The organism is Loktanella sp. Alg231-35, assembly GCF_900143545.1.
Classification (GTDB): domain Bacteria; phylum Pseudomonadota; class Alphaproteobacteria; order Rhodobacterales; family Rhodobacteraceae; genus Yoonia.
This window is the reverse complement of record NZ_FREV01000008.1, coordinates 44,243-59,563: the sequence shown is the minus strand read 5'-3', so window position 1 is coordinate 59,563 and position 15,321 is coordinate 44,243. Positions and strand designations below refer to the sequence as shown.

The following is a 15,321-nucleotide window of genomic DNA, read 5'->3' as shown; positions in this document are numbered from 1 at the left end:
TCTGCCTCTTGATCCTGTGTGCGTTTGTCAGCGCATGCGCGGAGCATGAACCGTTTTGTGGCCCCATGCTCCCCTCATATTTGGAGAACTCAGAATGAACCGCCGATTCATTTTTGTTGTCGCCGTTGCTTTGGCCGGTTGTGGTGAAAGCAGCACTGAACAGAACTTTCTCTGCGGTGCCCAGACCGGCCAGCCTTGTAGAACGATGGCTGAGATTGATGGATCTGGTGTCATCGGTGGCGCAACCGTTTCTGAAAACCCGCAAGACAGTCAAAACGACCAGTTGACGCAACCAATCCTGACGGGTGGCAAGCCTGGGTCTGCTGTCGCTGGTGTTCCTGCGGGTGGGGCTGCCTATCAGTCGGCGCGGTACAGGATCCCGGAAAAGACCGGCCGTTTATGGTTGCCTCCATACTTGGATGAAGCCGAAATCCTTCACGAAGGGACCTATGCCCATTTTGTTGTCCGCGAAGCGCGCTGGGGAGCAAGCTAATGGGCGGTTTTGCCAACTTTATGTCGTCGCTGTTCGATGATGCCCCATTCACGATGGAGGATCGACAGTCTTTTGTAGATCATGTGTTTTCGGATCTCCTGTCCTACCGTGTGTATGATCCAGAGGACAATCTGTTCCACAACGATGGGACGGTCGGCTTTCTTCTTGAGACGCCGCCCGTGATTGGTGCGGACGTTTTTCGCACACTTCAGACAGCCATATCCAGCTACTGCCCACCCGACGGAACCGTTCAATTCATTTCCTGGGCATCTCCAAATCTAATGCCGAACCTTACCCGATGGTCCAGCCAGCGCCATGTTCAAACCCCTCTGATGCGCAAGATGGTCGAACGCCGGATTGGTCACTTCAACGGCCTTCGCTTTGGGACCAATGGCCATATGAAGTGTGTTCCGCATTCGCGTCGCATCTTGATATCTGGATGGGTCGATGGTGATCCGTCGCAAAGCCAGCTTAAAGGGCTGAAGGAATTCCGGCGCAACCTCATCCTCGCGATGGGTGGCGACCAGCTCTGCGCGAATGTGCAGCCCAGTGTCTTTTTGGAGCTTCTTTCAGAGATGCTGCACACGCGTGGCTCGGTTTCTGCAGAACCACTTGTCTATGACGATGATGTCCCACTGAATTATCAACTGCCTGGTGCTGGCTTGGCCGTCGCGAGCGATGGTATGTCTTTCCTCAATTCGCCGGAATTGTCCGTCTCGTCTGCGACGGTCCGCATGGTCCCGCACGAATGGGCCGGCGCCTTGGGATCACTGTTTAATGGGTCGCCCGACAGGCCCGATGATAACCCTCATGGGCCCGTTTTGACATGTCTCACGGCCCGTTCAAAACCAAACCGTCAGAGCATGTCCGAGGTAGTCAAAAAGCGGGCGAAACTTGAACATGCGAAGACGACGAACTTCGGCAAGTGGATGTCAGATTTGCCGGAGCAAGATGCTGAGTATGAAGGGCTTCAAACTCAGCTCGAACGTGGCGAACGCATCTTTGAGACGCTCACGACCGTTTCAGCCTACGCGCGCGGCGACGTTGATGACAGTACCGCAGCCTTGTCCGAGATGCGCAAAATCTATTCGATGGTCGGCGTCACGTTGGAAAAGGACAACTTCCTCCAGCTCCCCGTGTTCCTCGCAGGTCTTCCATTTCAGGCCAGCGGTCCACGTATCGAAGACATGCGCAAAGCCTCTCGTGTGAAAAAGAGGAAGGGTGCTGCAGTCACCGCATTGGCGCCGATCCACGGTGAATTTGTTGGTGCGCGTGAATATACGGGTTTGCTGTTGTGCGGTCGCCAGGGACAGCTGTGTGACTGGGACAATTATCGCTCTTCCGGCAACTACAACGTTTCGGTTGTTGGTAAGTCGGGTGCCGGTAAGTCAGTGTTTATGCAGGAACTTGTCACCTCGATCTATTCGGGTGGCGGCCGTGTCCTGGTCATCGATGATGGACAGTCGTTCAAGACCACTTGTGAGATTATTGGTGGCGATTGGCTGAGTATCGGATCTGGCAGTCAGTTTCGTCTCAATCCATTCGCAATGCTCAGTGCTGAACACATGGATTCAATCGAGTATCGCGGCGAAGCGCTGGAATTGATCACTCGCGTGATCGCAACGATGGCCAACCTCGGTGAGCAACGCGAAGGTCGCGTTTCCGGGATTGAGGAAGAGTTTATTGAGCTGGCCTGTGCTGAAGTGTGGGACAAGCTCGGCAACGATGGCAACGTCACCGAAGTTCTAGGCATCCTTAAATCCAACGTCGAGAAAGAACCGCGCTTGATTGACGTTATCACCAAGCTGAGCCGTTACGCGGTCGGCGGGACATACGGTGAAATGTTTGACGGGCCTTCAAACGTGTCCATCGATAGCGCCTTCACTGTTTTCGAGATGTCTGAGCTGAAGTCTCAGAAGGATCTCGAAGCCGTTGTTCTGCAGATCATCATGTTCCTCGGCACGGAGTTGATGTTCAAAACGGATCGTTCGACCCGTGTCGCAATCCTTATTGATGAAGCTTGGGACATGCTTGGTGCTGAGACGGCGAAATTCCTCGAAGGGGTCGTTCGGCGCGCGCGTAAATACACTGGTGCTTTGATTACCGGCACGCAATCGATGTTGGATTACTATGAAAATCCGGCTGCGCTCGTTTGTCTGCAAAACAGCGACTGGACGATCTTTCTATCCCAGAAACCGGAGGTCATCGATCAGCTGGTGTCAGATGGTCGCTTGAATGCGCCTGAGGGCATTGCGCATAGCTTAAAATCACTCACCTCCGTCAAAGGCCAGTTTTCCGAGTGCGGTATTCGCGGCCCGGAAGGCTGGCTCTTTGGCCGTCTTCTTCTCGATAAGTATTCTCTGGCGATTTTCTCGACCACCGGACACATGGTCCAGAAGCTGAACGACCTTGTAAACGTGCGCGGCATGAACATGGGCGACGCGCTTGAACAGCTGGTTGAGAGTGGGGAGGTCATCTGATGCTTGATGGGCTCACCATATGGTTTGCGATGGTCGGTGTAGCGACCATTGCAATGTTCACATTTGACGGCCTGTGCTGGGTTTGGCGGAAGCTCTCTAAGGCGTTTCGCCAGGTCTCGGCAATTGCTTCTCGTCGGTCGGTGAAATCCGATGACTGATCAAACAAGCAATGTCAGCAATGCTGACTTATTTAACATAACCAACCTTATTGGCCTTTTGGCTGGGGCCGCCTGTTTCGCTCTTGTGAACGTCGCAATCACCCTGACTGTGTTGGATCGTACCGGCAATCTCGGGCGCCCTGAAATTGTTTCGATTGACGCAGCTGATCTTATTCGCGGGTTCGTTGATGCTCAGGGCCGCGATGTATCTGATGAAGAGCTGCAGGCGCGTGTCAGAGCATTGAACGCCAACCTGGATCCGATTGTCCAAGCCTACGCGAGCGAGCGTGGCCTGATGATCGTCAATTCAGCCGCGGTGCTTGGCGGTGTGCGCGACATCACCCCTGACCTTCTTCAACAAACGGGGCTCTTGCAATGACTGACGGTTCTCAGACGAAATCGACAAAATCTAAGCCTTCACGCGCACGCCGTGCATTTGGGTACGGGACGATCATTTTCGGCGTTGGCTGCATCTTTGTGTTGGATCAGTTCAACCTCATCATGAATGCCTCGCAGTCGCTGGATGAACCTGCTTTTGTTGTGTTTGAACATCCCATTCTGCTTCGCCGTGGCGCTGTTATTGCTGCTGAGATGCCGGAGGTGCTTCAGGATCGATTTGGTGAATTTCAGTTTGTGAAGCGCATCGGCGGTCTGCCAGGCGATGAAATCACGATAGACGCCGATGGCAGCCCGTGCGTCAACGATCAGTGTTACCCGCTTTGGATCAAGGACGGTCAGCCTGTTGCTGCCAGGATTGCGCCCGGCGTGATACCAGATGGCCACTACGCTGTTTTCGGCACGTCGCCAGACAGCCTCGACAGTCGCTACAGCGTAATCGGTCTTATTTCCGATGATCAGTTGATTGGTCGTGGCTGGCCTCTTCCTGTGATGGCGGATTTCCGGGAGGCAGGGCTATGAAACCTGTCTTGCGTGCTTTGGCTTCAATTCTCTTTTTGGCCGGTCCTGCTCACGCCGTTGACTATGGCGTGTTCGGCGCATTGTTCCCTGTCGAAGAGCCCTCCATTCTTGATATCATTCTGGGTCGCCTGTCCGAGATGGATGCGAATGGCGAACTTGCGCAGATGCAACAAGATATGCAGGATAAAGCGCGTTCGTGGGTCAACCGGCCGATCCCCGTCGCCGGCATGCGCCCTGCAGAGGTTTACAGAAGCTATAACGTGGATCTGTCCATCATTCTGGATCGCGATCTGGTGGACCATCGCGGCGTTGTGTTCGCCCGAGCCGGAACGCGCGTGAACCCGCTTGAGCATAGCCGATTTAATCAGCGCCTCGTGTTCATCGACGGCGATGATCCTGACCAAGTCGCATTTGCCGTGGATCTTGCGAACCAAGAGCCGGTGAAGCTGATCCTGGTCAATGGCGCTCCATTGGAACTGACAGAAACGCATCAGAAGCTCTTCTACTTTGACCAGGGCGGCGTGATTTCTGAGCGCTTCGGTCTGACGGTCGTACCTTCGGTCGTCAGCCGGGCGGATCCTGTGATGCTCGTCGAAGAAATTCCTGTCTCGGGAGGTGAGAACCAATGACCTATATTTCAAGGATCATTCTGGGTGCATTTGCCGCCCTTTTGTTGTCCGTCAGTGTCGCAAACGCCAAATGCAATGCCCGCTTCCTGAACCCGATAACAGAAGTCTGTTGGGACTGCATTTTCCCGATCTCGGTTGGCGCTCTGACGATGAACCTCGGTGCATCACGGCCTGACACAAACAACCCAAACTTTCCACTTTGCGTCTGTCCCGCTTTTCCGATCCCTCGGATTGGCCTGTCGATCGGCATCTGGGAACCTGCGCGTCTGGTCGACGTCTCCAATGAAACCGGGTGCTTCTCAAACCTCGGCTTCGATGTTGATTTCGGTCTGTTTTCACGCGGCAGGACCAGCGTCAACGCGAGTAATGGGAGCGACAACGGGTCAAAATGGCATGCCCATTACTACTACTACCCACTGATTTCGATGCTGGGAACGACGATTGATGCGCTGTGTCTGGAGACCACGGCTTTCGATCTGGCATGGATGAGTGAGCTTGACCCACTTTGGATGGATGCAGAGTTGTCTACCCTGCTAAACCCAGAAGGTCTGCTGTTCGCCAATCCTATCGCGCAGGGTGCTTGTGCTGCCGATTGTGCCGTTGCCTCGTCAGGCAACCTGCCACTTGATGAACTTTTCTGGTGCGATGGCTGTTCCGGCTCGCTTTACCCCGTAACCGGTGACGCGAATAATCACACCGGCGGTGTGCAAGCGACGTCTGTTGTCTCCGCGAAACTGCTTGCCCGCATGCATCGGATGCTGCTCGCGCAACGCACAGCTTCAAGCACCTCGCTCTGCACGCCGCAACTCGCACCCATTATTCCGAAAAGCCAATATCGGCGTCAGATCACGCGCCCCTTCCCATCCACGTCCGGCCGCTACGCATGTGCGCCAATCGGGGCAACCACCCAGTTTTACGACCGATATAAAGAGACCCCCTACGTTGGCGAGTCATTTGGATATCTATTTTGGAGGAAGAGAAATTGCTGCGCACTTTAACCCTTCTCATTGGCTTTTCAGCTTCCTCTCTCTCCGCCGATCAACTGCCAAGAGCTGCCACTCACGGAGCCTTGATTGATGATCGAATGGAAGAGGCAGACGCGATCGGAGAAGATCTCCAGTCGCGTCTGCGCCTTCTTCAACAGGAATTTGACCTTCCCGATGATATCACCGCGCGCGCCCTCGACAGCCTTGAAAATGGTCGCGTGCGCGAGATGCTGAACATTGGTCCCGGGGACCTACCGGAGGGTGCCGGTGAAGATCGTCGTTATCCAGGGGGCGTGTTTGTCTTTGCTTCTTTTTCGATGCCAGAACCGTCATTGAAAGCTGTTCTTACTGACGCGGCCAATCTTGGCATACCCGTCGTCTTCAATGGCTTTGTCGACAACTCGGTGTTGGCAACTGAGGAACGCGTTCGGTCCATCTATGAAGGCTCTGATATCTCTCAGGGATTCATTATCGATCCAACCCTGTTTACACGATTTGAGGTTTCAGCGGTCCCTACCCTCGTTTCAACAATGGTCAACCTTGATGTCTGCGAGACCCAAGGTTGCGATGCCGACGTGGTTCCGGAGCATGATCGTGCCGCTGGCAATGTGCCCCTTCGATTTCTCCTGGAAGTGATTGCCAAGGGCGAAACTTCAAACGCCGTGCCGGTGCAAGTGATTCTGGAGTCTGAACAATGACTAGATCAATAGTAGTCGTGCTCTCAATCATAGCTTCAATTGGTCCTGCGCAAGCTGACAATCATTATCAGGGGCTTGCTCAAGACGCGTTGGGGAACGCTCAACGTTTCACCGACTACGACAGATCTACCGCTGAAGATTTACTCGGTGTTCCTGTTGAAACCGATCTACCCCAGTCGGACATGGGTACCGGGGATCTCGAAGACGGCGGGTTAATCCTGTCAGGCTCGGATACTGCGGAAGGCAATGCGTATTCAACATTTACGAACAACGTGCACGATTGGAGTGTATCAGCCGCTGATCAAAGCCTGTTGGGTGTTGCTGATGGCGCTGTGTCCAATCCTGAAGCACTGATTGATCCTACGACGTTCTCGACTTCTGGTGGGACCTGCAGCGTAGAGAACTTTGAAGATGCGCCGCTCTTGCAGCGGGTCTGCAATCGTTCGCGCACGCAAACGACATCGGTTTGCATCTCAACTGCCGAAATCTCCGTCATTAAGACACAAGCGCACCGCTGCGAGACGCTTGGTGGCATCTTTGGTGATGATAGCAGCTGTCACGATGGTCTCACTGCAGCGCCCTATTGCGCAATGACTTCTAATGAATGCGAGTCCTTCTTCTTTTTTGGCGAGTGTTTCAGGCGCGTCTCAGAGTTTGTTTGCTCCAGCGACGAGCCGATGACTGTTGTTGGCAATCCAGTTGGATCCGTCATCGTCAATGACCCGATCATCACATGGTCTGAAACCTGCGAAGATGGCTTTTCATCAATGTTGTGTGGTGCGCCTGAAACGACTTGTACGTCTGGTCCTTCCGTCGAAGTCGTGAACGATGAGCTTGTCCCAATGGAGTGTACGGAAGAGCAGACGGAATGGACCTGCGCCTCCACTGAATACACGAGCGATTGTGGCCCTCTCGAAAGCGATCCTGGATGCAGTTTGACCAATTCAGTTTGTTATTCGATGGACGAAGACGGCGTTTGTGGTGCCTTTGAACAAACCTATCAGTGTGGTTCGCCCGATAGCCAGGCATTCGATGCGACCTGCGACGCGGTCAACGTGACCGTTGGCGGTGTCACACAGTCCATCCCGCACGACACCAATGATGATATTGGTTACGCGCTTGTTGGCATCGAAGCACTGAACACGATGGCGACCGAATTTACCCATGATATGTCGATTATTGATCGCTTTCTTGGCAACGTCGAAGGCGATTTTGACGTTCAATATTTCAGCGCGACCCGCCGGCGTTGTCGTATTGGCATACTGGGGACCATTAACTGCTGTGCCGACTCGGGTTGGGCGCTTGGCAGCATCGCTGAATGCACATCCGACGAAGTCGCTCTTTACGGCGCAAAACAGGCCGGAGCTGCCATCTACATGAGCACTTATTGCTCTGAACGCTTTCTGTTTGTCTGTGCCCAACGTTCCCGTCGTTTCTGCACGTATAACAGCCGCATCGCCCGTATCATCTCTGAGCAAGGCCTTCGTCAGTTGTACGGCTCGTTTAGTTGCCGCGCGATGACCCAGGCGGAGATGGAAGCCATCGATTGGAGCCTTATCGATTTTTCATCAGCGCTTGGCGATGCCTTTGAAGGCGTTGGATCAATCGCGCCGTCCGATCTTTCAGGGTTGATCCAGGACAACATTCTTCTTTCGCAGCCGGAGATTCGAGATGTCTATGAATAGGCGTAAGTTTGTTGCTGCTTTGCCAGCCGCACTGCTTCTGTCCGCCCAAAAAGCCAATGCTTCACCTTCGGGATTGGGTGTGATTTTTGTTGCGCAAAGCACTTGCCCATACTGTGCGGCTATCGCGCCAGTTTTGAAGCAACTTCAAGACGAGACAGGCATCGATGTTCTCCTAGCTTCGATGGACCTTCAGCCGGTTTTGCCATTCACCAGCTTTGAGGACGGCCTAAGGCATCCACTCACAGCCCATTTTCAGTCTGTTCCGCAGGTCTTGATCTTCAACGGTAAGCATCAGCGCATCACGCATCATGTCGGCGGTGTCAGGACCATGCGCCACTTCCTGTCGCGCCTTTCATCAGCTCTTCGAGAAAGTTCGGTATTATGAACCGGTTCGGCTCCACCCTCGTTGCCACGTTGGCCCTTGCTGCTCCCGCGTTTGCCGATCTGACCGAACCGAACTCGAGTCGTGGCTTCGCCTGCGATGATCAGCGAACCAAAGGCTGGAACTTCTACTGCGATCCCAACACAGTGGTTGAGGAGGAGCCGGAAGCGGCTGCGGAACTTCCCCCTGCCCCGCCGCCGGCTCCTCCGAAAACGTACACCGAACAAATTGAAGAGTACCGCGCCCAACTTGATGAGCTGAAGCATCGCGCGATACTCGAACCGACTTCGGATAATGTTGTCGCTTACATGGAAGCTCAAGCCGCCATGGTCCGTCAGGCAGGCTTGTTTACCGAGGTATGGCAGCGCAGCTTGTTTGCGAACCCTTACCTTGATGCAAATGTCGATCGGCCGCTGTCACAAATTGGCAGCAACCTCTATCAAGATCGGCTCGATGTTGACCGTGAATCGGCGTTTGAGACAGCCACGACGGAACGCGCGCTTATGTTCGTCTACGATGGTTCACCGTCTTGTCTGGTTTGCGCCACGCAAGGCGAGGTCCTTCAAGCACTCGTTCAACAATATGGTGTCTCCGTCCTGGCTGTGACGCGGGATGGCATCGTCTTGCCGACATTTCCAGAAAGCAAAACCGATCAAGGCGAAGTGCGAAACCTCGGTTTCGCAGATGTTCCATCGCCATTCCTGGCGTTGGTAGAACCACGTTCTGGTCAGGTAGATCTCATTGGCGCCGGCCTGATGACCCAAGACATAGTCTTGGATCGCATTCGCATCATTACCAGCATTCCAGAAGGAGAACTCTATGATTAAGTTTCCGCTCTCGGCCTTGGCAGTTTCTGTCTCTTTGCTGGCACCTGGTGCAGCGTTTTCCCAAGTTGAAAGTGACCTCGCTGATTTTTGGTCGCGTTCATCTGGCGGCGTCAATGTGACCAGGCCATCGGCGTATGATGGTCAACGCGCGGGGTATGTTTCTTTGGGGTCATTGTATGTCAGGACACAGCCGCGCAACAGCCAGCTTGCCTCAATCCAACTCCCAAGTGTACGTTCCGGTTGCGGCGGCATCGACATTTTTGGCGGTGCGTTCTCGTTTTTGTCCGCCGACGAGCTGATCGCGATGATGGAAGCGATCATGGCGAATGCATCGGGATTTGCCTTTGAGCTTGCTCTGGAAAGCCTCTCCCCAGCGGTCCAGGAAGTCGTCGGCAAGCTGCGTGACCTTCAGCAACAGGTCAATTCAATGAACATCAACTCATGCGAGGCCGGCCAGGCTTTGGTCGCTTCTGTTTGGCCACAGACCGATGCCGCGTCTCAGCACATTTGTCAGTCCATCGCGACCCAAAGCGGATTGGTGGCTGACCGCGCCCGGGCCCGTCATGGGTGCGGAACTGGGGGTGACCACACAAGCACACTCGCTGCTGGTGATCCCGAAATGCAGGCCCAGCTTCCGGTCAATGTGAACTATGCCTGGAAGGCATCACGCAATAACACGTTCCTTGCTTCAGACGATGAATTGGCCGAATTCTTCATGACGATCACCGGCACGATCATCGTCATTGGTGGCGCAGACGATGACACGCCGCGCTCTCACACCAATTACCCGCCTCGCGCATTTTCATCGCAGATGATCCGGACGATGGTTGAGGGTGGTGACGTCGAGGTGTTGCGCTGTGACTCTGATCCCACTGATCGCTGCCTGAACCCAACCTTTGCTACTTTGTCTCTTGCCGCTGACCAGGCTCTTTATGCGCGGGTGACCGAGATCCTTGAAGGCATCAACAATGCGCTGGCGACCGACACTGGTTTGCCAACTGGATCAGAGGGTTTGATTGGTATGACGTCGGTGCCGGTCTATGAAATCCTGAAGACTGCCCGCTCCTACAAGTACGAGTTTGTTGGCGACGAGATCGCTCTCATGGCCGAACTGGTCGCACTAGACTTTGCGATGCTTTACACGCGCGAAGCCCTTGAAGAGATGCTGAAACTCGCAGGCAATACTGAAGGGTTGGGTCCGCAACTTGGCGAGTATCGCGAGCAGGTAACCGACAGCTATGCGAACTTCTCCGCCATGCGTCGTGAAGCTGCAGAGCGCTTCAATGATGCTGTTGCCACCCTGACAAGGCTGATGAGCGTACAGTCAACCCTGTCTGGCGAGCGCGCCGGATGGCTGGCCACGCAAGTGGTGGAGTTCTGATATGCTGGAAATCTACTCAACGGGTGGCGGCGAGTATCTAACCACCACGCTCAATGCCGTTGCTGCGTTCTTCAATACCGGAAATGCTTTAGCGATGGTAAACTTGGCGCTACTGGTAGGGCTCATTGTTCTGGTTTTCCAGCTCGTCTTTGGTGGTGATTTCAAACAAGCGATCAAGGCATACGTCGTCATAGGCCTTGTTGGTGGTCTGAGTGTTGCTGACAAGTCGGACGTCATCATTTTCGACAAGACGAAGGGTCCACTATGGTTTGCGACGGTAGACAATGTACCTACGTCCGTTGCCTATGTTGGCTCGTTCACATCGCGCGTGTCGGATGTTCTGACCACCCAGATGGAAACGCTTTTTTCGCCGCCAACCAACCTCGCTTATCAGCGTCACGGTATGCTCTTTGGGGCAACCCTGATGACGAAATCTGCTCGCTGGCGTGCCGTTACATCGAGCGTGCACGAAAACCTGACAAACTTCTTTGATCAATGCGTCATCGATGCCGTCGATCTTCGCTACATCTCACCCGAACTTGTGACCCGCTCTGGAAACCTTGAAGCCACGATCACGGCCAACATGCCGGCGTCTCTTGCTTACTATGATGTCGTCACACAGACGACGCGGACCTGCGCTGACGGGTGGCCCGACATTGTCAGTCAAATCAATGCTGAGGTGGACGTCGTGTTGGGTGCACAAGCGGCGTCGACCTTCCAAGGTGGTGATCCCACTCTTGCCATCAATGACTTGCGGGCGACGATATCCGATTTTGCGACTTTCGCTGGCTATGCGTCGACCGCTGCTGAAGACCACATCAAGCAATCGATGCTGATCGCCGCCTTTGATGACGCCGCAAATCGTGGCATATCCGCAACCGGCAACGCAGCCGCGCTGCAACACCTGCAGTCGGCGCGCGCCGAAGTTCAAACCAGGTCGAGTTATCAGGCGATTGGATCCAATGCTCTGAGTTGGGTGCCCTACCTCAAGATCGTCTTCGAGAACCTTTACTACGGCGCGTTTCCGATCGCCCTGGCTCTTATGATGACCCCGTTTGCCCTGACTGTTGTCCGGGGGTATTTCGGCGGTTTTGTGTGGCTGGCTTCGTGGGAACCTCTCTCGGCAATTCTGCATTCCTTGATGATGAACGCCTCCGTGGAGCGTTTTCAGACCATTACCTCCGCCTCGACCAGTGGTGCTTACACGGACAGTGTCATGAATTGGGCCAATCATTTTGGGGTCTATTCGATTGGTCAAGATGTCGCCGTTATGGCTGGATATTTGATGATGTCTGTCCCATTCGTTGCTGCCGCAATCTTCTTTGGCACCCAGAAGATGGTGGGTCTTGCCACATCGATGTTGGCAGTGTCGCAAAGCGCCGCGTCGGAGACCGGTCGCGAGATGGCGACAGGTAATCTCGCCTATGGCAATACAAGCGTTGGTAACCGCAATTTCCGCAACGTGAGCATGGATAACTATGCCCGGAACAACGTCTCCTATGACAACACTTCAGCCAATCGCAATGTCACCTCGCCATTCACAGATACGGGACGCTCAAGTTACTATGGGCAGGATGGTTCTCTAATAACGTCAAACGCGAATGGATCTGTCGGCATTGATGGCGGTAGTTCTCGTGTGAACACGGCCGCAAATCTATCGATCGGTCAGAGCGTCGTTTCTTCTTTACGTGATACGGCAAGCAATTTGCGCGAGACTGGTAGCAATCTTCGCCAGAGCTGGGAACGATCCGTGTCGGAGCTGTCCTCGAACACCAGCTCATTCATGCAATCCATCACGACTGGTGAAGCCTGGTCAACTGGATCTGGTGTCAATACCAGCTCTGAGGAAAGAGCGTCGCTTACAGAGTCCATGGATGTTGTCGATCGATTTGCGGAAACACATTCCATTTCTCGCCAAACCGCAATCCAGGTTGGGACATATGCAAGCGCTGGCATAGGGTGGGGCGGGTTGTCAGCAGGTGTCCGTGGCAGCCTTGAGCGTCAAGGAGTGTCCGCAGAGAAATACGATTCCCTCTCTGAGGCAAGTCGTCGTCAAGGCATCGACAATGCCATTAGTAACCTGTCTCGTGCTTCTGAATCTGCCAGTCATACCGAGAGTGGTAACCTGAACACGACTGGCGACAACGGTTTCAGGGACACTGTTGACGATATCGAGCGCCAGGGCCGGACTGCAGATAATTATTTCCGAACCGCCAACAGCTACAGTGAGGCTGCCGATCGCGCGCAAAGCGACTTCTATGACAGTCGTCTTGACGTATCTGGGGCCTTCGCCAGTTGGATGATCGACGATAGAGGCATGAATGCCGGTCAGGTCGCTGAGTTGATGAACGGTCGCACCGACAACCCCCGTTTGGCGGAGCTGCGTGGCGAGTTTTCTGCACAGTACATCGATGAAATGGTGAAACCACAAATACAGCAGGATTTGAGCGGTTCCGTAGGTACACCAACTGATCCAGGCCATGACGGATTGCCTGTACCTGGTTTCCCCCACAATCATATGATGCCTGAACATGCCCCACTCGCGGAACGATCAGTGGCTGCAGAGAGTGAAATTCTCTACCAATCAGGCAGGATTGATGATGTCGGACCGGGTGCTGCCGGAATCGAAGGCCGGGCTTCCAACATTGCCGGCCGCAACGCGCAAGCCGACACCAATTCTTGGGCCAATGGTGCCGGCGAACTCATTGACCGGGCACCAGGCGGCGAGTTAGTTCAAGACGGCAACAGAGTTGAGTGGCGGCCATCGGCTGCAAATGCACCTAACTCTGTGAGCCTCGATGCCGGCGACCGTGACTTGGTGATCCGAACGATTGCAGCTGAAGCAGGTTCTGAAACTCGTCAAGGTCAGGTCGCTGTTGCATCTGTCATTCGGAACCGGGTCAATGATGATCGACACCCCAATGATGCCTCCGAAGTTGTTTTTGCTCCTAACCAGTTTTCCGCATGGAACACTGATGGTACCGGCAACAACATTGGTCGGGACCTTCGGACTGATTCAGAGCTGTATCGCCAAATCGGTGACGTTGTTGACGACGTGTTCTCAGGCAATGCCATCGATCCTACTGGCGGAGCGACGCACTACTACAGTCCGGTTGGGATGCAGGATTATGTGAATAACGGTCATCAAAGCAATCTTGTGCCGACGTGGCAGAAAAACACTGAGGCGGAAAGCGGCGGGACGGTCGGCATTGGCAACCATGTCTTTTCTGGACGCACACAGGACGAGCGCTAGGCGCTCATCCTCCTCTTTTCAACGGTGACGACTGCGAACGTCTCGCATCCATGCGAATTGTCCGCTTTGGTTAGTTTGATCCATCTCCTCTAGATCGATCCCAGTTTTTTTCATGCTGGGAAACACGCTTTTGCGCCCAAATCCGCCGTGAAAAATGCCGTATCCTAAGACGGCAAAGAACGCACTCACCATGCATACGAAAACGATCAGGTTGCTGTCTACTGCCAATGCAACTCCGTTCTCATACGCCCAAAAGGCATATGGAGCCAGAGCGCCCAAAAAAGCACCCAAGACGCCGCGACGGCGCGCATTATGGATCACAGAATACAACATGCTTTTACCATATCAGACAATCGACCTCGTTGCTACTTTGGGGCGAACCATTGTTTGACAGCGTGTCCTTTTAGGGGTCGCTTGCAGGACGGGGCGAAATACTACTGTAGGCACTCATCTCAGACCAGCCGTCCAAAACGCGCGCAGAGAACGACGGCAAAGAGCCCAAAGTGACAATTTCATTCAGGTAGACTAGACTTAAAGCGGGCCGCGTCAGGAGAGTAAAATGCGAGCACTTTTATTCACGACCGGATCACCATTTGCGCGGGCAGTGCGGATTGTACTTGATGAGCTTGGTCTCGACTACGAACGGCGCGAAGAAATCACCACGCCAAGCGCAGAAGAACGCGCAGCAGCAACGCCAACTCTGCAGGTTCCGACTTTCTGGGATGGTGATCAAACGCTATGGGAAAGCGGAACCATCGTCGAATACCTTTTGTCGACGTATCGAAGCCGACTAGCAGTTGAGCCACCTCTTGCGTTGCATGCATTCCGCCCCGACAATGAGTGGCAGGATAAATTGATATTTTCTACGATCCAAACCTTTGGAAATGCGGCAACAATCATTTCTCAAATGAAATGGTCAGGTGTCGAGGCCCCGCAAAACGGGCATATGAAGCGATCAGCTGAGAAGCTCGCGCACATACTTGGTTGGCTCGAAGGGCAAATACACCAATCTGCCGTGGGGTTCATGCCTGATTGCATTTCTATGCAGGATGTATTCCTTGCAGCGCATGTGCGTTTTGTACAAGCTCGACCGCTTGGCATTGACTTGGAACTCTCTCACTACCCGAAACTTGAGGCGCTGCTTGACCGCTTGGACGATCGAAGCAGTTTCATGGAAAATCCTGTATGGTGGTGGGAGCCGGGCGTTGTCGGATATCAGCCAGACGGAACGCCCGTTCATAACAGTTGAGGGAGCAATCTAACGGCAGCTTCGTCCCGCTTAGCAGACCTTATGCCACTAGATGCGTGGAGTTTGACAGACTGTTTCCGTCAGATGACTGGTTTGAGCCCAACCCGGTCATAGTGATTTCGCGCTGCGCGCGCCCGCAGCAGAAAGAATGGAACATGAGCCAAAATATCCATTCTGCCGTG

The 15,321-nt window shown here is 54.0% G+C and carries 14 protein-coding genes; 13 read left to right on the top strand and 1 reads right to left on the bottom strand.

Annotation, left to right across the window (positions count from 1 at the left end; genetic code table 11):
• Positions 1–94: 94 nt before the first annotated feature.
• The 12 genes from DHN10_RS17220 to DHN10_RS17165 all read left to right on the top strand — a co-directional run bounded on the left by DHN10_RS17220 (position 95) and on the right by DHN10_RS17165 (position 13,890).
• Positions 95–493: a TraV family lipoprotein gene (locus DHN10_RS17220; RefSeq protein ID WP_108816601.1), complete on the top strand. Its 399-nt coding sequence runs from the start codon at positions 95–97 to the stop codon at positions 491–493.
• Positions 493–2,973 carry a TraC family protein gene (locus DHN10_RS17215; RefSeq protein WP_108816600.1) on the top strand — a complete coding sequence of 827 codons (2,481 nt, stop codon included), beginning with the start codon at positions 493–495 and terminating at the stop codon, positions 2,971–2,973. The genes DHN10_RS17220 and DHN10_RS17215 overlap by 1 nt, the downstream gene beginning before the upstream one ends.
• 150 nt (positions 2,974–3,123) lie before the next feature.
• Positions 3,124–3,510: a TrbI F-type domain-containing protein gene (locus tag DHN10_RS17210; protein ID WP_108816599.1), complete on the top strand. Its 387-nt coding sequence runs from the start codon at positions 3,124–3,126 to the stop codon at positions 3,508–3,510.
• A complete protein-coding gene (locus DHN10_RS17205) occupies positions 3,507–4,049 on the top strand; it encodes a S26 family signal peptidase (RefSeq protein WP_108816598.1) in 543 nt (180 codons plus the stop codon). Before DHN10_RS17210 ends, DHN10_RS17205 begins: the two co-directional genes overlap by 4 nt.
• Positions 4,046–4,678: a type-F conjugative transfer system protein TraW gene (traW, locus tag DHN10_RS17200; protein ID WP_108816597.1), complete on the top strand. Its 633-nt coding sequence runs from the start codon at positions 4,046–4,048 to the stop codon at positions 4,676–4,678. Before DHN10_RS17205 ends, traW begins: the two co-directional genes overlap by 4 nt.
• Positions 4,675–5,676, top strand: a complete 1,002-nt coding sequence (gene traU, locus DHN10_RS17195; protein WP_108816596.1) for a conjugal transfer pilus assembly protein TraU — start codon at positions 4,675–4,677, stop codon at positions 5,674–5,676. The genes traW and traU overlap by 4 nt, the downstream gene beginning before the upstream one ends.
• A complete protein-coding gene (gene trbC, locus DHN10_RS17190; protein ID WP_159087045.1) occupies positions 5,646–6,362 on the top strand; it encodes a type-F conjugative transfer system pilin assembly protein TrbC in 717 nt (238 codons plus the stop codon). Before traU ends, trbC begins: the two co-directional genes overlap by 31 nt.
• A complete protein-coding gene (traN, locus tag DHN10_RS17185) occupies positions 6,359–8,047 on the top strand; it encodes a conjugal transfer protein TraN (protein WP_108816594.1) in 1,689 nt (562 codons plus the stop codon). The genes trbC and traN overlap by 4 nt, the downstream gene beginning before the upstream one ends.
• Complete coding sequence (traF, locus tag DHN10_RS17180) at positions 8,034–8,432, top strand: conjugal transfer protein TraF (RefSeq protein ID WP_108816593.1); 399 nt, start codon at positions 8,034–8,036, stop codon at positions 8,430–8,432. Before traN ends, traF begins: the two co-directional genes overlap by 14 nt.
• Complete coding sequence (locus tag DHN10_RS17175; protein WP_108816592.1) at positions 8,429–9,256, top strand: conjugal transfer protein TraF; 828 nt, start codon at positions 8,429–8,431, stop codon at positions 9,254–9,256. Before traF ends, DHN10_RS17175 begins: the two co-directional genes overlap by 4 nt.
• Positions 9,249–10,637 carry a conjugal transfer protein TraH gene (locus DHN10_RS17170; protein ID WP_108816591.1) on the top strand — a complete coding sequence of 463 codons (1,389 nt, stop codon included), beginning with the start codon at positions 9,249–9,251 and terminating at the stop codon, positions 10,635–10,637. Before DHN10_RS17175 ends, DHN10_RS17170 begins: the two co-directional genes overlap by 8 nt.
• Before the next feature lies 1 nt (position 10,638).
• The gene (locus DHN10_RS17165) at positions 10,639–13,890 is read left to right on the top strand and encodes a conjugal transfer protein TraG N-terminal domain-containing protein (protein ID WP_108816590.1); all 3,252 of its coding nucleotides are present in this window, start codon (positions 10,639–10,641) and stop codon (positions 13,888–13,890) included.
• Positions 13,891–13,908: 18 nt separating this feature from the next.
• Here DHN10_RS17165 and DHN10_RS17160 read toward each other — a convergent pair whose 3' ends face one another.
• Positions 13,909–14,223 (bottom strand): hypothetical protein, encoded by a 315-nt coding sequence (locus tag DHN10_RS17160; RefSeq protein WP_108816589.1) that lies wholly within the window; start codon positions 14,221–14,223, stop codon positions 13,909–13,911.
• Positions 14,224–14,449: 226 nt separating this feature from the next.
• Between DHN10_RS17160 and DHN10_RS17155 the strand changes: the two genes are divergently transcribed.
• A complete protein-coding gene (locus DHN10_RS17155; protein WP_108816588.1) occupies positions 14,450–15,139 on the top strand; it encodes a glutathione S-transferase family protein in 690 nt (229 codons plus the stop codon).
• Positions 15,140–15,321: the final 182 nt, after the last annotated feature.